This window comes from Mesorhizobium sp. B3-1-6 (genome assembly GCF_006439555.1).
Classification (GTDB): Bacteria; Pseudomonadota; Alphaproteobacteria; order Rhizobiales; family Rhizobiaceae; genus Mesorhizobium.
Map to the genome: position 1 here is coordinate 180,954 of NZ_VFTM01000001.1, position 16,265 is coordinate 197,218.

Genomic DNA, 16,265 nt, shown 5'->3' on the forward strand with positions numbered 1-16,265 from the left:
TGATTGCCGATTTCTTGTTGTCAACATGGGAGGAATTTGATGCGCGCACTTACTCAAGCCACCTACATCGCAACAACCGCCGCGCTACTGTCGTTTGGCGCACTCTATACAGCGTCAGCCAACGAAGACCTCGTGAAGATGGCCGAAAATCCGAAAGACTGGGTGATGCAGACTGGCGACTACGCCAACACCCGGTATTCCAAGCTCAAGCAGATCACCAAGGAAAACGTGAAGAACCTGCAGGTCAAATGGACCTTCTCGACCGGCGTGCTGCGCGGACACGAGGGCGGACCGCTGATCATCGGCAACGTCATGTATGTTCACACACCGTTCCCGAACACCGTCTTCGCCCTCGATCTCGACAATGACGGGAAGATCCTCTGGAAGTACGAACCCAAGCAAGACACCAACGTCATTCCGATCATGTGCTGCGACACGGTCAATCGCGGCGTCGCCTACGGAGACGGCAAGATCATTCTCAACCAGGCCGACACCACAGTCGTTGCGCTCGATGCCAAGACCGGCAAGGTCGTGTGGTCGGTCAAGAATGGCGAACAGACCGACGGCGGCAAGGGTGAGTCCGGCACATCGGCGCCGGTGGTCATCAAGGACAAGGTCCTCGTCGGCGTATCCGGCGCGGAATTCGGCGTCCGCGGCTGGCTGGCCGCCTACAATCTGAAAGACGGCAAGCTCGCCTGGAAGGCTTATTCGGAAGGTCCGGATGCGGACACCTTGCTCGATCCCGAGAAGACCACGCAGCTCGGCAAGCCGGTGGGAAAGGACTCCGGCACGAATACCTGGGAAGGCGAGCAGTGGAAGACGGGCGGCGGCACGACCTGGGGATGGTATTCCTATGATCCCAAGCTGAACCTCGTCTACTATGGCACCGGCAATCCCTCGACCTGGAACCCGGTCCAGCGCCCCGGAGACAATCGCTGGTCGATGACCATCTTCGCCCGCGATGCCGACACCGGCGTGGCCAAATGGGTCTACCAGATGACCCCGCATGACGAATGGGACTTTGACGGCATCAACGAGATGATTCTCGTCGACGGCATGGAGGTCAAAGGCAAAAAGCACGATGTGCTGGTGCATTTCGACCGCAACGGCTTCGCCTACACCATGGATCGCGCCAACGGCGAACTTCTCGTCGCCAAGAAGTACGACCCGGCGGTTAACTGGGCGACCGAAGTCAATATGGACCCCAACAGCAAGGAATACGGCCGCCCGCAGGTCGTGGCGAAATATTCGACGCAGCAGAACGGCGAAGACACCAACTCGACGGGTATCTGCCCGGCAGCGCTTGGAACCAAGGACCAGCAGCCGGCCGCCTACTCGCCGAAGACCGGGCTGTTCTATGTGCCGACCAACCACGTCTGCATGGACTACGAGCCGTATAAGGTGAGCTACACGGCCGGCCAGCCTTATGTGGGCGCCACGGTGTCGATGTATCCGGCGCCTGGCGGTGACGGCAACATGGGCAACTTCATTGCCTGGGATGCCGCCAAGGGTGAGATCGTCTGGTCGAAGCCCGAGCAGTTCTCGGTGTGGTCGGGCGCTCTGGCGACCGCTGGCGACGTCATCTTCTATGGGACGCTCGAAGGCTACATCAAGGCAGTCGATGAGCACGGCAAGGAACTTTACAAGTTCAAGACCCCGTCCGGCATCATCGGCAATGTCACGCCCTTCGAGCATGACGGCAAGCAGTACATCGCCGTTCTGTCCGGTGTCGGCGGATGGGCAGGTATCGGCCTCGCCGGCGGATTGCTGTCACCCGACAACGCCGCCGCCTGGCATGGCGCCGTCGATCAGGGCCGCGCGCAGGGCGATCAGGCCGCGGTCGTTGGAACGGCCGGTCTCGGAGCGGTCGGTGGCTACGCGGCACTCGCCGACTACACGACGCTGGGCGGCCAGCTCACCGTCTTCGGTCTTCCGGATTGATATCCCGGGAAAACCTTAAGACCGAAGGCTGAAAGATCGAGAGCCCGGATCATCCGCAGGCAACGGCCGGGCTCTCGATCTGCAGCACACCCGAACACCGGTCAACGCCGCTTCGCGACGGCAACCTTCGTCCTTGGCAAAATAAGGAAGTGTCTGAATGTCCATCCGCATCGCAGTTTCCGTTCTCGCCCTGACCCTTCTGCCTTTGGCCGGCCCGACTTCGGCGCAGGCCGAGGACAGCGCCGACAAAGCCAAGGCGGTGAAGGACGAGGGCGGCAAATATTTGGATGCGGATGGAAATCCAACCTACAAGATCGAGAACGGAACCGTGGATTGGTACACCTTCAGCGGCTATCGCCGCTATCACTCGGACTGCCATGTCTGCCACGGACAGGACGGCATGGGTTCGACCTATGCCCCGGCCCTGGCGAACAGCCTTAAGACAATCGACTACCCTACCTTCCTCTCGATCGTCGCCCAGGGCCGCAAGAACACCGCCAACGGCAAGGAGAATGTCATGCCGGCCTTTGGTGACAACAAGAACGTCTATTGCTACCTGGATGACCTCTACGTCTATCTGCGCGCCCGCGCCGACGGCGCCGCGCCGCGCGGCAGGCCGCCCAAGCACGAGGACAAACCCCAAGCGGCCAAGGATGCCGAAAAATCCTGCATGGGGGGATGACGTGACAGGCCGGGTTGCATCGAAGCCACGTTTCGTTCTGCCCCTGCTCGGCGCGCTTGCCTTGCTGCCGTCGGCCGCCTGGGCGCAAGGCGCCGGCCTTGGCGCAGCGGGAGAACTGGTCGACCCCGACATCCTGCGCGTCTGCGCCGATCCTTCGAACATGCCCTTCACCGACCAGAACGGTCAGGGATTCGAAAACAAGCTGGCCGAGCTGGTCGCCAGGAAGACAGGGCGGAAGTCGGTCGCCTACACATGGTTTCCGACCGTCATGGGCTTCGTGCGCAACACGCTTGCCGCCAACCGATGCGACATCATCATGGGCTATGCCCAGGGCGACGAGCTGGTGCAGAACACCAACGCCTACTATCGCTCCTCCTACGTGCTTGTGCACCCGAAGGGCGATGATCTCGAGGGTGTCGAGACGATCGAGGATCCGAAACTCACCGGTAAGAGGATCGGCGTCGTCGAACGCACGCCGCCGACCGCCAACATGGCCGCCAACAAGCTCTTGCGAACGGCCAAGATCTACCCGCTGGCCGTCGATACGCGCGTCACCCCGTCGATGGGAGAAGTCGTGCTCAGGGACATGCTTGCCGGCAAGATCGACGCGGCGATCCTGTGGGGGCCGATGGCAGGCTACTACGCAAGGCAGCTCGGCGCCAATGTCACGATCGTTCCGCTGGTCAAGGAAAAGACCGGTTCGCGCATGTCCTACCGCATCACCATGGGCGTGCGCCCATCCGACCAGGAATGGAAGCGTATGCTCAACAAGGTGATCCGCGAGAACCAGGCGGAGATCAACAAGCTCCTGCTCGACTACAACGTGCCGCTGATCGACGAACATGACAACCCGATCACGGCGGCGCCGGGGTGAACGCGATCGGCGCGAAAACGGCGATGGAGGGAAGGAACCGATCTTCGAGGCAGATAGTTTTCTTTAGTTGTTTGAGAACCCAGTGTTTCATTTGTCCATTTGTGAAGTGATGGACGAGCCATTGCACCGCCCGCAATGGCGTCAATGACATGACCGGCCCCTTCGGGCTGGCAGAAGAGGAGAATGCCATGAAGAAGAGCTGGAAGAAACCGACCCTGTGCCAAGTCGCTGCGGGCTTCGAAATTTCGCGGTATCTGCCTGCTGAAATTCCTCCCAGGAAGTAGGCCGCAAGGGTGCATGTCCCTGGCAGCAGGGGCATGCACCCCGCCGCAGGCTTTGCAGCGGGAAACAACGCGGATACAAAGCTGTCTAACGCCGACAAGCCGGTCAGACTGGCCGCAGAGCACGCATTTGCCATGCGCGTGAAGATCATCGGATCGGCGGCCGGAGGCGGCTTTCCGCAATGGAACTGCAATCACCGCCTGAGCCGCGCGGCTCGCAGCGGGATGTTCGGCGTGCATTCGCGAACCCAATCATCCATTGCCGCATCGGCGGACGGGACGGGTTGGGTTCTCTTCAACGCATCGCCCGACATCCGCCAGCAGATTGCGCAGGCGCCCGAGCTGCAGCCCGCGGCCGACGCACCGTTGCGCTCGACGCCTATCCGCGCGGTGGTGCTGACCAATGCCGACGTGGACCATATCGCCGGCCTGCTCAGCCTGCGTGAACGACAGCCCTTCGCGATCTATGCGACGGCACAGGTGCTGGCGACGCTGGAGGCGAATTCGATCTTCAATGTCCTCGATCCGGTGATCGTGCCGCGGCGTCTCCTGGCGCCAACGGAGGAAATGGCGATCCGCGACGCGGACGGCCATCCGACCGGCGTTGTCGTCGGCAGCTTTCCGGTGCCCGGGAAGGTCGCGCTCTATCTCGAGCAAGGAGGCGATCCCGATGCCGACTTCAGCTCCGACACGGGCGACACGATCGGGGTCCGTATCAGCGGGGCCGACGGCAGCGGCGCCGTTTTCTACATTCCGGGCTGCGCGCGCATCGATGCCGCGCTGCGCGCGCGCCTTGCCAATGCCGGCTGCCTTCTGTTCGACGGCACCGTCTACACGGACGACGAGATGATCGCGGCGCGTGTCGGCCAGAAAACCGGCGCGCGCATGGGGCATATCGCAATGTCCGGACAAGCGGGTTCGATTGCCGGCCTGGCCGATGTGAAGATCGCTCGCCGTATCTTCATTCATATCAACAACACCAATCCTGTTCTGGACGAGAATTCCGCCGAACACGCGGCGGTCAGGGCGGCTGGCTGGGAAATCGCCAGCGATGGCATGGAGATGGAATTTTGAGCGATTTCCGCGACGCGGCCGGAGGCGGCCTGTCCAAGAGCGAGCTCGAGGCCGTGCTGCGGCAGGTCGGTGACGAGCGCTATCACAACCGCCATCCTTTCCATCACAGAATGACCGGCGGCGCGCTGTCGAAAGCCGAAATGCAGGCCTGGGCGCTGAACCGATATTGCTACCAGGCGGTCATTCCGCGCAAGGACGCCATGATCCTGGCGCATGCCGAGGATCCGGCGTTTCGCGCCGCCTGGCGCAAACGCATCGAGGACCATGACGGCGAGGACGGCTGGAGCGGCGGCATCGCGCGCTGGCTGCATCTGGCGACCTCGCTCGGGCTCGATGCTGAAGCGGTCAAAAGCGAAGGGCTGGCGCTGCCGGCGACCCGCTTCGCCGTCGGCGCCTACCTGTCGTTCTGCACGAACCGGACGCTGCTCGAGGCGGTCGCGTCGTCGCTGACCGAGATGTTCTCGCCGCGCATTATCGGCGAGCGGGTGCCGGCGATGCTTGCGAAATACGATTACATCACCGAGGATACGCTGGCCTATTTCAGCCGGCGGCCCGAACAGGCCTCGCGCGACGCAGACTTCGCCCTCGCCTACGTGATGGCCCACGCCGACACGCCCGAACGCCAGCAGCAGGCGATCGATGCGCTGGTGTTCAAATGCGATATACTCTGGGCCATGCTCGATGCTCTCCAGCATGCCTACGGCGCGCCGGGAAACATCCCGCCCGGCGCCTTCCGCCCGGAGGAGGCCTTATGATGGCGCTGCGCGAAAGAGCCATTGTGTCGTTGCGGTCGGCGCCATCGCTGCCCAAGCATGTGCGCATCCAGTACGATCCCGTGCGGCAGGCCTTCGCCGTGCTTTCGCCGGAGAAGGTATTCTGGCCGAACGAGATCAGCCTCGACATACTGCGCCGCTGCGACGGCCAGTCCACCGTCGACAGCATCATCGCCGGTCTTGCGGCCGATTATGACGCAGGCCCGGAGGACGTGGCGGCCGACGTCATCGCCTTCCTGCAGGAATGGTCGGACAAGCTTTTGGTGAAGCTATGAGCGAGCCCATTCTGTCTCCGATCGGCATGCTGGCGGAACTGACGCATCGCTGCCCACTGCAGTGCCCCTATTGCTCCAATCCGCTCGAATTGCTGAAGGCCAATCGCGAGCTCGACACGCAGACCTGGCTCGATCTCTTCTCGCAGGCCGCCGATCTCGGCGTGCTGCAGGTGCATCTTTCCGGCGGCGAGCCGACCCTGCGCCGCGACCTCGAGCAATTGATTGCCGGGCTTTCGGCACGTGGCGTCTACACCAATCTCATCACCGCCGGCATCGGCATCGCCGAGGGCCGTATCGAGGCCTTTGCCGAAGCCGGTCTCGACCACCTGCAACTGAGCTTCCAGGGCGCCCGTCCGGCGACCACCGACCGTATCGGCAATCACCAGGGCAGCCATGAGAAGAAGCTGGAGACGGCGCACCGCGCCCGCGCGGCCGGGCTGCCCCTCACCATCAATGCGCCGGTCCACCGGCACAACATCGAGGAAGTGCCGGAATTCATCGATCTGGCCCTCTCCTTGGATGCCGAGCGGATCGAGATCGCCAATGTCCAATATGCCGGTTGGGCGCTCGCCAACCGCGACAGGCTGATGCCCGACCTGGCAGCGGTCAACCGGCAGGCGGACATTGTCGCGGCGGAGCGCGAAAGGCTTGCCGGCATCATGGACATCGACTTCGTCACGCCAGATTATTTTGCCATCTATCCCAAGCCATGCATGGGCGGCTGGGCGCGCGACGCGTTCATGGTGGCTCCCGACGGCACCGTGTTGCCGTGCCATGCCGCGCAGACGATTCCCTCGCTCCGCTTCGAGCGCTTTGGAGAACGCAGGCTCGCCGAAATCTGGACCGATTCAGAGGCATTCAACGCCTTCCGCGGCACCGAATGGATGCAGGAACCTTGCCGAAGCTGCGAACGGCGCGAGGTCGATTGGGGTGGATGCAGATGCCAGGCGATGGCGATTGCCGGCGATGCCGCGGCTACCGATCCGGCCTGCATCAAGTCACCGATCCACAAACGAATGGCGATACTGACCGACGCTGCGCAGGCGGAGGCAGCGCCCAAGGGAAATGAAAGCTTCCTTTTCCGGCGGATCGGCGCCACAACCCGACCTGACACGCGCGCTTGAGCCTGCCTGCCGATGATGGCCCGAAGGATACCTTGGCCCTTGGCGGTATCGCCTTGTGTCTCTTGCCGATTAGGCGCCGCTCAAGCCCGGAATCCCGGCCAGATCGATCTCGGTGATGTGCCAGCGGCCAAGGTTTGCGGTGTAGAGCTTGTCGCCCTTGAAGGCGATGTTGGTGGGATGCGCCAGCGTCGTCGCAGACGGATCCTCGATCAGCACTTCGAGACCGCTGTCCTTTCGCCAGCGATAGATGCGGCTCGGCTCGTAGCATGAGATCAGCAGCGAGCCGTCGCGAGCGAAGGCCACACCATCGGGAACGTTGCGCACGCCTTCGACCACGACCTCACTGGCCCCTGCACTGCCGTCGCCAAGGATCGGCACAAAGCTGACGCAAGACGCGTTGCTTTCCACCACGTAGAGGCCGTTGCCATCCGGCGCCATGGCCATGCCATTGGCGAACGACATGGGCTCCTGAAACCACAGGCCGCCCTCGCCCGTCCTGAGATCGTAACGGAAGATACCCGAGCGATTGTCCTGGCCGACGCTGTCCGAAACGAAGAGCCAGCCTCTCGCCTCGTCGACGATCGGATAGTTGGGCACGCGGATACCGGACGAAGCGAAGCGCTCCATGCGACCTGTCACGGAATCCCAGCGGAAGATCGCGGCATGCCTGAGATCGCAGGCAAAGCAGTTGCCGGCACGGTCGAAGGCAATGCCGAGCAGAAAACCGTCGGTGCCGCCCATGCGCTCGACCGAGCCGCCGTCGGCCGCCAGCCTCAGCAGATCGCCGGTTTCGGTGCCGCACCAGATCGATCCGTCGCGATGGACTGCCACGCCCTCCGGATGCGCGACGCGTGGATTGGTGAAGATGCCGTCGAAGAAGACACGGGCGGCCGACATCTCGAGCAACGGCTTTGCCATGGAACGCTCCTCAGCTTGCGGCGGACGACGTCCGCGCGGCGATGCAGCGCTCGACCATCGCGCGATCGGCCGCGAGGATTTCGGCGATCAGAGCGCCACGCTCCTTGGCGCTGACGAATTCCAGACGACGCAGGCCAAGCGGGTCGATGCGGTTTCGCAACACGGCGAGCGTATCGCTGGAGGGCACCGGCACCTCGCGGCAATCGGCATCGAATGTCACTTCGAACCCGGTGGCGTCACGGACCTGCTGCTGGGTAACGCCTGGCATGGTTTCGACGACGGTCAATTCCCGCGATGTCTGGTCGAGCCGGAAGATGCAGAGATCGGTGAAAACCAGCGCCTTGCCTGTCCGATAGCCCATCGGCTCGCGTTCGGCCGGCGTCAGCAGTCCGCGGGCGGAACTTGCGATCTCGACCGCGTCCACCAGCGACTGGACCGAATGACGCGGGACGTAAAGCAAGTAGTCGCGATGCATGTTGGCGACGTCGGCCATGCCGCCTTGCCCTGGCAGCCGGATGAGGCCGCCGCTCGGCTTGCTGAGCGCGATGGTGTTGACGCGGCCGTACCGGTCGACCTGCGCCGCGCCGACGATCTCATGCGTCACGGCGCCCGCCTGGTAATAGGTCGAATAGGTGTCGTCGCCGCCGGCATGCGCCACGGCTGTCTCGCAATCGAGGCTTTCGATCAGCGACAGCACCATCGGGCTCGGCGCGATGTCGAGGTGGCCGCAGCTCATCGTCGCGATGATCATGTCCGGCGCGTGCGTCGCCTTGGCCAGCCGGTAGGCGACGTTGGCGAGCGGCGATACGGCCCCGGCGCTGGCGAAGCTCTCATTGTCGAGCTCGGCGGCGATGCGGGCGGCGACGATCTCGTCGACGGTTGCCTTCCCGTTCCCCTGTGCGGGCACCGGCATCGCGAGGACCGTTTCGGCGGTGACCTTGGCCGCTTTTTGAAGCCGCTCCGGCAGGCCGTCAGCAGGCAGGTCGAGCTTGTCCGACAAAGCTGCGTCCTTCGCCGCAAACGCCTCCGACAAGGCCTGATAGTCGGTGACGTAGAATGGCAGGCACGAGGCCGGATAGGCGCCGCCCGGGACCAGCGCTATCGCCGAAACTTGATTGCGGGTAAGTACGCTCTGGCGGCCGTCCCGCCGCAGCGCTCCGACCGGGACGATCTCCTCGACCGTGACCAGCACCTGGCGCGCCGCGCCCGCCATGGCGAAGTCCAGCGCCCGCGGCCCGATGATCTCGACATTGCCGCTTTCGTCGGCGCGCTGGGCATGGACGATGAACGTATCGAGCCTGAGCGGTGGGACGAACCCCGTCTCGGTGCCGGCAAGCGGATTGGGCCTGGCGACGGCACCCGGCACGCGCGCCAGCATGTCGGAACCCTGAGGCAACTGGAACGGCATCGACGGCAGGTTCTGCTGTGCCGCCCGCAGCGCCTGGATCATGGCCAGAGCCGTCCAGTCGCGGACGGGGATCGCGCCGTTTTCGGCCGCCGCGCGGAACCTCGGCGGCAGCCCGAAGATGTCGAGGCTGGAAAAGCACAGCTCGATTTCCGCCACCGCGCCCGCCTCGAGCAGCAGCTCGAGCGGCAGCCCGCCGGCCCAGGAGACATAGCGCAAATCTTTCACGCCGGACCCGGCGATCGCGCGCAGCAACGCGATCGGCAGCCGGGCGAAGTGGTGGCCGCCGACGCCGAAAGCGTCGGCGTCGCGGACCATCGCCGCCAGCCCCTCGATATCGGTGAAGCGGGGCCGGTTCGGCTTGACCAGGGAAACTGACCTGCGATCTGTCACAGCGCCGAGCCGCTGCACGGTCAGCGCGCCATGCGCCCAGCCGAGGCCGCGATTGTCGTCGCCACTCATGAGCCGGCCTTCTTCACGGCGCTCCTCTCGGCGAACTCCTTGACGCGCCGCTGGCCGATTTCGCTGCGGTAGAGGCCACCCAATATGTTGCGCTCCATGGCGAGGCCATCCGCCAGATCGCCGGACACGGCATGGGCCGTCAGGGCCTTCAGGCCTTCGATCGCGGCGGCGGGCTCGGCGGCGATCGTCCCGGCCAGTTCCAGCGCGCGCGGCATCAGCCTTTCGACATCGACGATCTCGTTGACCAGGCCGGCGCTCACGAATTCGGAGGCCGGCACGATGGCGCCGGTCATCAGCAGAAGATTGGCGCGGTTGCGGCCGAGCTTGGCGACGCTGCGTTGCGTGCCGCCACCGCCGGGGATCAGCCCGAGCTTGATTTCCGGCAGGCCGAGTTTCGCGAACTGGTTGGCGATCACGATGTCGCAGCACAGCACCAACTCCATGCCGCCGCCCAGTGCGAAGCCGTTGACCGCCGCGATCACCGGCTTACGGTTGTTCTCGATCGCCGCATACATGCGCGTCCCGGCAGCCTGGAACGTGTCGAACTCGGCGGCGGTCTGGGCGCCGTATTCCTTGATGTCGGCGCCGGCCATGAAGCCGCGCCCCTCGCCTGTCACCACGATCGCGCCGACGCCGGGGTCGGAGGAGAGAGCCTCGAACGCCTCCGTGATCTCACCTTGCATGATCCGGTTCATGGCGTTGAGCTGGTCGGCGCGGCGGAAGGTGACGACCGCGACCCGGCCCTGGGTTTCGACCGTGAGTGTCTGGTAGGCGCCCATCCTCAGGCCGCGTCCACGGTCATGTCGCCCGACGCTTCGAGTGCAGCGATCTCGTCCTTCGACAGACCGAACTCGGCCAGGATCTCGCGGCCATGCTGGCCGACCAACGGCGCCGGTCGCTCGATGGTCGCGGGCGTCTCGCTCATCTTGACGGCTGGCGCCACCACCTTCACCTTGCCGCCGCGCGGATGATCGTAGCTGGTGATCATGCCCATATGCGTGACCTGCGGGTCTTCCGCCGCGCGACGAATGTCCTTCACCTCGGCGCACCAGATGTCGGCCTTGAGCAGCCGCGCCAAGAGGTCCTGCGTGGCGAATTTCTTCGTCTCGGCATTGACCTTCTCGAACACCTCGTCGCGCTTGTCGAACAAAGTCTTGAGATCGTCGTAGACGGCGAGTTGCGGCGCTTCCAGGACCTCATAGAGCGTCTTGAACGGGCTCATGGCGATCGACACATAGCCGCCATCCCTGGTCTCGTAGATGCCGAACGGCGCCTGCATGCCAGGATGGCCGATGCCGGAATTCGGCCGCACGAAATCCTCGCCGAGATTGAGCACGGCGACATATTCCTGGTTGAGATGCGCCAGCAGGCCGGCCAGCAGATTGACCTCGATCTTCTGGCCCTTGCCGGTCTTCTCGCGATAATAGAGCGCCGACAATATGCCGTAGACCATGTTCATGGCGCCGATCTGGTCGGCGAGGCCGGCACCGGCGGGAACCGGCGCCTGGTCGCCGCGGCCGGTGTTGGCGATCAGCCCGGCCAGTCCCTGGATCAGCATGTCCTGCCCGGGGCGCTCGACGTAGGGCCCCTCCTCGCCATAGCCCGAACCCGAGCAGTAGATGATGCGCGGATTGGCGGCCTTGAAGTCCTCGTAACCGTAGCCGAGCTTGGCCAGCACGCCGGGGCGGAAGTTCTGCACCACGACATCCGCGGTCCGAGCCATCTCCATGATGATGGCGTGCACCTTGCGGCTTTTCAGGTTGAGCGCGATGGAGCGCTTGTTGCGGTTCCAGGCGAGGAAGTTCGGGCTCTCGGAGCCCCCGACCCATTTGGCGAAGAAGGTCATGCCGCGGAACATGTCGCCGGCGCCGGCGCGCTCGATCTTGATGACGTCGGCGCCCATGTCGCCGAGCAGCTGCGTGGCGAACGGCCCCTGCAGCAGATGGCTGAAATCGAGGATACGGACGCCTTCGAGGGCCTTGTTCATTTCATGTCTCGTTTCGTTTTCAAAGCAGTTCGGGAACGTAGCGGGGTGCCGCCGTCAGCCCGCCATCGACGCGCAGGTCGGTGCCGGTGGTGAAGCCGGCGGCATCGGAGGCGAGATAGACGGCGGCCTCGGCCACTTCGGAAGGCTCGCCGATGCGGCCGAGCGGATGCATCTTGACCCAGGCCTTGGCGAGGCTGCCGCCGATCGCCTTGATCAGCCTGTCGTTCATCGGCGTGTTGATGGTGCCGGGCGAGATCGAATTGACGCGGATGTTCATCGGGCCGAACTCCACCGCCATCTGGCGCGTCATCGCCATCACTGCGCCCTTGGCGCCGGCATAGGCGGTCCAGCCGTCGAGGCCGATATGGCCCTGCGCCGAGGCCATGTTGATGATCGATCCCGACTTCTGCGCGATCATGTGCGGCAGCGTGTATTTGCAACCGCGGAACACGCTGGTCAGGTTGACCGCGATCAGCCGGTGCCATTGCTCGTCGGTCATCTCGTGCACCGGCATGCCGCCGATGGCGATGGCGGCGTTGTTGACCAGGATGTCGAGATGTCCGGTCTTCTTCACCGCGCTGTCGATCAGGCCGGCGATATCGGCTTCCTGGGAGACGTCGCAATGGACATAGTCGGCGCGGCGGCCGGCCGCGCGAAGTGCCGCGGCGAACGCCTCGCCGGCCTCGTCGGCGATGTCGCCGAGGAAGACATGCGCCCCTTCCCGCGCCATCGCCTCGGCGATCGCGTGGCCGATGCCGTCGGCCGCACCGGTGATGACTGCGGTTTTTCCTTCAAGACGAGCCATGTCAGCCTCCATTCGCGCGCCGGCGCTTCGCTTCGTCGAAGGCGACCGCGGCAATGATGATCATGCCGGTGATGACAAGCTGCCATTCGGTCGGCAGCCCGAGCCCGCGCAGGCCGTTCGACAGGAACTGCAGGATGAGCACGCCCAGCGCCATCCCTGTCAGGCTGCCGATGCCGCCGGCAAGGCTCACGCCGCCGAGAACCGTCGCCGCAACGACCTGGAATTCGAAGTTGAGCCCCGCCGTATGCTGCGCCGAGCCGACACGCGCCGCCAGGATGATGCCGGCGACCGTCGCCAGCAGCGCGCTGATGATGAAGCAGATGAACTTGACGCGCCGTACGTCGTAGCCTGCCAGCCGCGCCACTTCCTGGTTGCCGCCGACGGCGTAGATCTGCCGCCCGAACGGCCGGTGCTGCATCATGTAGCCGAAGGCGGCGAGGAGCATGATGGCGATCACCGCCGAATACGGGATGATGTTGAACAGACGACCGTCGGACAGCGCGATGAAGCTGTCGAGGCTGGCGTCGTCGGGAATCGCGCGCTGGCCGGTGTAGAGATAGACGCCGCCGCGCATGATGAACATCGTGCCGAGCGTCACGATCAGCGAGTTGATGCCGGCATAGGCGACGAGATAGCCGTTCACGACACCGATGATCAGGCCGAACAGCAGCGCTCCGCCGACGCCGAGCAACAGTGAATTGGTATCGTTCATGATGATGATCAGCGGCAGCGCGATGGTCGCCAGCAGCGAGCCGATCGAGATATCGACCTCGCCGGAAATGAAGACGATGGCGCAGCCGATGCCGGCGGTTAGCGCCAGCGAGGCCTGGCCCAGCACGTTGGTCATGTTGCGCACGGAGAAGAAATTCTCGACCGTCGCGGAAAAGAACGCCAGCACCAGGATCAGGCAGACGAGCAGCGCCAGTTCCTGCCGGGCAAAGAGCCGCGCCAGCATGGATGGCCGGTCTTTTGCGGAAGCCGTGCTTGCAAGGCTCATCGCTTGCCTCCTCCAAGGGAATGGCGCGTATCGCAAGAAGTGCTGCGGCGATGCGCCATGGTTCTATCCGATCGCCGCATTGAGGATCTTTTCCTGCGTGGCTTCCTCGCGCGACATGATCGAGGTCAGGCGGCCCTCGCACATCACCGCGATGCGGTCGGCGAGGCCGAGCAGCTCCGGCATCTCCGACGTCATCATGACGACCGCCAGGCCCTCGCCGGCGAGCCGGTCGATCAGCGCGAAGATTTCCGACTTGGCGCCGACATCGATGCCGCGTGTCGGCTCGTCGACGACGATGACCTTCAGGCCGCGCATCAGCCAGCGCGAGATCAGCACCTTCTGCTGGTTGCCGCCCGACAGATTCTTGATCTGCTGGAACAGGCTGGGCGTCTTGATGCGGAAGCGGTCGACATAGTCTTGCACCGCCTGATGCTCTTTCGCCTTGTCGACGAAGCCCAATCGGGCGAACGCGCCGAGCGAGGCGAGGCTGGCATTCTGGTAGACGGGCAGCTCGCCCATCAGGCCTTCGCTCTTGCGGTCCTCGGTGAGCAGGCCGATGCCGAGCCGCACGCCGGTGCGCGTGTCGTGCGGCGCGAGGCGCTGACCGTCGACCGTGATGGTGCCCGAAATGATCGGATCGTAGCCGACGATCGCCTTGGCGAGCTCGGTCCGGCCGGCGCCCATCAATCCAAAGAAACCGAGCACCTCGCCGGCGCGCGCCTCGAATGACACGTCGATGAGCTTCTTCGCCGTGCTGAGCTTCTCGACGGAGAGCGCCACCTTGCTGCCCGCCACGCCGCGCTGACGGGGAAAGAGATTGTCGATGCGGCGGCCGATCATGTCCTGGATCAGCGTGTCGTTGGTGTGCTCGCCGATCGGCTTGGTGGAGATGTGGCGTCCATCGCGCAGCACCGTCACCGTGTCGGCGATCTCGAACACCTCGTCGAGCTTGTGGCTGACATAGACCACGGCGATGCCGAGCGATGCCAGGCGGCGGATGACGGTGAACAGCAGCGAGACTTCGTTCGGCGTCAGCGAGGATGTCGGTTCGTCCATCACAACGACACGCGCCTCGTGGGCGAGCGCGCGGGCGATCTCGACCATCTGCTGCTGGCTCACCGGCAGCGATCCCGTCCGCGCCGCCGGATCGACGTTGAAGCCGATGCGATTGAACAGCGCCGCCGAGTCGGCGCGGATCTTCTTCCAGTCGATCGAGCCGGTCCTGCCGGTCGGATAGCCTTCGAGGAAGATGTTCTCCGCGACGGTGAATTCGGAGATCAACGCGATCTCCTGGAAGACAACCTTGATGCCCTCCTTCAGGCTGTCGCGCGGCGACTTGATATCGACCTCGCGCCCGCGCATGCGGATGGTGCCGGCGTCCTTGCCGTAAACGCCTGCCATGATCTTGATCAGCGTCGACTTGCCGGCGCCGTTCTCACCCATCAGGGCATGGATCTTGCCGGGCTCCAGGGTGAAGTCGACATTGTCCAGCGCCACCACGCCCGGAAACCGCTTGCCGATGCCGCGCATCTCCAGCGCCGACACGTTCGTGTCGATGGCCGCGCCTTCGCCGGGATGAAGGAAATCAACGGACATTGGCTTTGTTCCGGATGATGTCGAGATAGGTCGCCAGGATGATGACGATGCCCGGCACCACCATCTGCAGGTCCTGGTTCCAGCCGAGGATGATGATGCCGTTGTCGATCACCTTCAGCACCAGCACGCCGAGCAGCGTGCCGAACAGCGAGCCGCGGCCGCCGAGCAGGCTGGTGCCGCCGAGAATGACGGCGGCGATCACCGTCAGCTCGAAGCCGCGCCCGGCGGTCGGCTGGCCGGCATTCATCAACGACGACAGGATCATGCCGGCAACGCCGACGCACAGGCCGGTGACGACGAAGGCCAGCAGCTTGAGCCGTTCCGAACGCAGGCCGGACAGGCGCACCGCTTTTTCATTGGCGCCGACCGCGTAGAGATAGCGGCCGAGCGTGGTGAAGCGCAGCGTCACATAGGCAACAAGGAAGATCAGCGCCGCCAGGATGACGGGGACCGGCACGGCGCCGACATACCCGGCGCCGAGATCGGTGAAGCTTGCCAGTTGATTGTGGTTCTGCACCGCTTCGCGCGTGAACAGATAGACGCCACCCTGCAGCATCATCATGGTGCCGATGGTGGCGATCAGCGAATTCACCCTGAGCCTGGTGACGACGAGCCCGTTGAACAGGCCGACGCCGCCGGCAAAGGCGAGTGCCGCCAGCATGCCGAGCGCGAGGCTGTGAGTGGAATTGAGCACCGCCATGCCGATGCAGCCGACAAAGGCAAGCGAGGCGCCGACCGACAGGTCGACCTCCGCCGTGATGATGAGCATGGTCATGCCCGAGGCGACGATCAGCACCAGCGCGCATTGGCGCAGGATGGCGATGATGTTGGCCTCCGAATAGAACTGCGGTGCCGCGATCGATATGGCGATGCAAAGCACCGCCAGGATGCCACCCAGCACCAGCTGGCTGCTGCCGAGAAGCTGGCCGCCGATGAAACGCTTCTGCGCGGAAGCGTGTGTAAGCTCGCTCATATCAGTCCGTTCCCGTCGCTAGAGCATGATGCCGAAAAGTGTGAAGCGGTTTTCGGACGACATCATGCTCTATCTCTCGGATTTAGAGACGGATTCAG

General features: G+C 64.2%; 16 protein-coding genes. 7 read left to right on the forward strand and 9 right to left on the reverse strand.

Features of this window, described 5'->3' with window-relative positions:
* Positions 1-39: 39 nt before the first annotated feature.
* The 3 genes from FJ414_RS00840 to FJ414_RS00850 all read left to right on the forward strand — a co-directional run bounded on the left by FJ414_RS00840 (position 40) and on the right by FJ414_RS00850 (position 3,497).
* Positions 40-1,941 carry a methanol/ethanol family PQQ-dependent dehydrogenase gene (locus FJ414_RS00840; protein WP_140640329.1) on the forward strand — a complete coding sequence of 634 codons (1,902 nt, stop codon included), beginning with the start codon at positions 40-42 and terminating at the stop codon, positions 1,939-1,941.
* A gap of 157 nt (positions 1,942-2,098) precedes the next feature.
* A complete protein-coding gene (locus FJ414_RS00845) occupies positions 2,099-2,623 on the forward strand; it encodes a c-type cytochrome, methanol metabolism-related (RefSeq protein ID WP_140640331.1) in 525 nt (174 codons plus the stop codon).
* Position 2,624: 1 nt separating this feature from the next.
* Positions 2,625-3,497, forward strand: coding sequence for a substrate-binding domain-containing protein (locus FJ414_RS00850; RefSeq protein WP_348639974.1), 873 nt, complete (start codon positions 2,625-2,627; stop codon positions 3,495-3,497).
* Here the strand turns inward: FJ414_RS00850 and FJ414_RS31290 are convergent.
* Entirely contained in the window at positions 3,478-3,816 is a 339-nt protein-coding gene (locus FJ414_RS31290) for a hypothetical protein (protein ID WP_181181479.1), read from the reverse strand. The genes FJ414_RS00850 and FJ414_RS31290 overlap by 20 nt on opposite strands.
* Positions 3,817-3,913: 97 nt before the next feature.
* On the opposite strand from FJ414_RS31290, the gene pqqB reads away from it, so the two are divergent.
* Genes pqqB through pqqE form a run of 4 tightly spaced genes read left to right on the forward strand, consistent with a single transcriptional unit; the run spans position 3,914 to position 7,024 of the window.
* Positions 3,914-4,852 (forward strand): pyrroloquinoline quinone biosynthesis protein PqqB, encoded by a 939-nt coding sequence (gene pqqB / locus FJ414_RS00860; RefSeq protein WP_140640837.1) that lies wholly within the window; start codon positions 3,914-3,916, stop codon positions 4,850-4,852.
* Entirely contained in the window at positions 4,849-5,607 is a 759-nt protein-coding gene (gene pqqC / locus FJ414_RS00865; protein ID WP_140640335.1) for a pyrroloquinoline-quinone synthase PqqC, read from the forward strand. Before pqqB ends, pqqC begins: the two co-directional genes overlap by 4 nt.
* Positions 5,607-5,900 carry a pyrroloquinoline quinone biosynthesis peptide chaperone PqqD gene (pqqD, locus tag FJ414_RS00870; protein ID WP_246672262.1) on the forward strand — a complete coding sequence of 98 codons (294 nt, stop codon included), beginning with the start codon at positions 5,607-5,609 and terminating at the stop codon, positions 5,898-5,900. Before pqqC ends, pqqD begins: the two co-directional genes overlap by 1 nt.
* Positions 5,897-7,024 carry a pyrroloquinoline quinone biosynthesis protein PqqE gene (gene pqqE, locus FJ414_RS00875; RefSeq protein WP_140640339.1) on the forward strand — a complete coding sequence of 376 codons (1,128 nt, stop codon included), beginning with the start codon at positions 5,897-5,899 and terminating at the stop codon, positions 7,022-7,024. The genes pqqD and pqqE overlap by 4 nt, the downstream gene beginning before the upstream one ends.
* Positions 7,025-7,093: 69 nt before the next feature.
* Here pqqE and FJ414_RS00880 read toward each other — a convergent pair whose 3' ends face one another.
* The 8 genes from FJ414_RS00880 to FJ414_RS00915 form a co-directional block, all read right to left on the reverse strand.
* Complete coding sequence (locus tag FJ414_RS00880) at positions 7,094-7,942, reverse strand: SMP-30/gluconolactonase/LRE family protein (RefSeq protein ID WP_140640341.1); 849 nt, start codon at positions 7,940-7,942, stop codon at positions 7,094-7,096.
* A gap of 10 nt (positions 7,943-7,952) precedes the next feature.
* On the reverse strand, positions 7,953-9,809 hold the full coding sequence (locus FJ414_RS00885; protein ID WP_181181480.1) for a CoA-transferase: 1,857 nt from the start codon (positions 9,807-9,809) through the stop codon (positions 7,953-7,955).
* On the reverse strand, positions 9,806-10,588 hold the full coding sequence (locus FJ414_RS00890) for an enoyl-CoA hydratase/isomerase family protein (protein ID WP_140640343.1): 783 nt from the start codon (positions 10,586-10,588) through the stop codon (positions 9,806-9,808). Before FJ414_RS00890 ends, FJ414_RS00885 begins: the two co-directional genes overlap by 4 nt.
* A 2-nt stretch (positions 10,589-10,590) precedes the next feature.
* Positions 10,591-11,796: a CaiB/BaiF CoA-transferase family protein gene (locus FJ414_RS00895; RefSeq protein WP_140640345.1), complete on the reverse strand. Its 1,206-nt coding sequence runs from the start codon at positions 11,794-11,796 to the stop codon at positions 10,591-10,593.
* A 19-nt stretch (positions 11,797-11,815) separates the two neighbouring features.
* Positions 11,816-12,601 carry an SDR family oxidoreductase gene (locus FJ414_RS00900; protein ID WP_140640347.1) on the reverse strand — a complete coding sequence of 262 codons (786 nt, stop codon included), beginning with the start codon at positions 12,599-12,601 and terminating at the stop codon, positions 11,816-11,818.
* A 1-nt stretch (position 12,602) separates the two neighbouring features.
* On the reverse strand, positions 12,603-13,598 hold the full coding sequence (locus tag FJ414_RS00905; protein ID WP_140640349.1) for an ABC transporter permease: 996 nt from the start codon (positions 13,596-13,598) through the stop codon (positions 12,603-12,605).
* Positions 13,599-13,661: 63 nt separating this feature from the next.
* Positions 13,662-15,194 (reverse strand): sugar ABC transporter ATP-binding protein, encoded by a 1,533-nt coding sequence (locus FJ414_RS00910; RefSeq protein WP_140640351.1) that lies wholly within the window; start codon positions 15,192-15,194, stop codon positions 13,662-13,664.
* A complete protein-coding gene (locus FJ414_RS00915) occupies positions 15,184-16,167 on the reverse strand; it encodes an ABC transporter permease (protein WP_140640353.1) in 984 nt (327 codons plus the stop codon). Before FJ414_RS00915 ends, FJ414_RS00910 begins: the two co-directional genes overlap by 11 nt.
* Positions 16,168-16,265: the final 98 nt, after the last annotated feature.

What these genes read in the sequence shown, in the direction of transcription:
- FJ414_RS00840 (WP_140640329.1), top strand. Translation starts at nt 40, where the DNA reads ATGCGCGCACTTACTCAAGCCACCTACATCGCAACAACCGCCGCGCTA.
- FJ414_RS00845 (WP_140640331.1), top strand. Translation starts at nt 2,099, where the DNA reads ATGTCCATCCGCATCGCAGTTTCCGTTCTCGCCCTGACCCTTCTGCCT.
- FJ414_RS31290 (WP_181181479.1), bottom strand. Translation starts at nt 3,816, where the DNA reads ATGCCCCTGCTGCCAGGGACATGCACCCTTGCGGCCTACTTCCTGGGA.
- pqqB (WP_140640837.1), top strand. Translation starts at nt 3,914, where the DNA reads ATGCGCGTGAAGATCATCGGATCGGCGGCCGGAGGCGGCTTTCCGCAA.
- pqqD (WP_246672262.1), top strand. Translation starts at nt 5,607, where the DNA reads ATGGCGCTGCGCGAAAGAGCCATTGTGTCGTTGCGGTCGGCGCCATCG.
- pqqE (WP_140640339.1), top strand. Translation starts at nt 5,897, where the DNA reads ATGAGCGAGCCCATTCTGTCTCCGATCGGCATGCTGGCGGAACTGACG.
- FJ414_RS00880 (WP_140640341.1), bottom strand. Translation starts at nt 7,942, where the DNA reads ATGGCAAAGCCGTTGCTCGAGATGTCGGCCGCCCGTGTCTTCTTCGAC.
- FJ414_RS00885 (WP_181181480.1), bottom strand. Translation starts at nt 9,809, where the DNA reads ATGAGTGGCGACGACAATCGCGGCCTCGGCTGGGCGCATGGCGCGCTG.
- FJ414_RS00890 (WP_140640343.1), bottom strand. Translation starts at nt 10,588, where the DNA reads ATGGGCGCCTACCAGACACTCACGGTCGAAACCCAGGGCCGGGTCGCG.
- FJ414_RS00895 (WP_140640345.1), bottom strand. Translation starts at nt 11,796, where the DNA reads ATGAACAAGGCCCTCGAAGGCGTCCGTATCCTCGATTTCAGCCATCTG.
- FJ414_RS00900 (WP_140640347.1), bottom strand. Translation starts at nt 12,601, where the DNA reads ATGGCTCGTCTTGAAGGAAAAACCGCAGTCATCACCGGTGCGGCCGAC.
- FJ414_RS00905 (WP_140640349.1), bottom strand. Translation starts at nt 13,598, where the DNA reads ATGAGCCTTGCAAGCACGGCTTCCGCAAAAGACCGGCCATCCATGCTG.
- FJ414_RS00910 (WP_140640351.1), bottom strand. Translation starts at nt 15,194, where the DNA reads ATGTCCGTTGATTTCCTTCATCCCGGCGAAGGCGCGGCCATCGACACG.
- FJ414_RS00915 (WP_140640353.1), bottom strand. Translation starts at nt 16,167, where the DNA reads ATGAGCGAGCTTACACACGCTTCCGCGCAGAAGCGTTTCATCGGCGGC.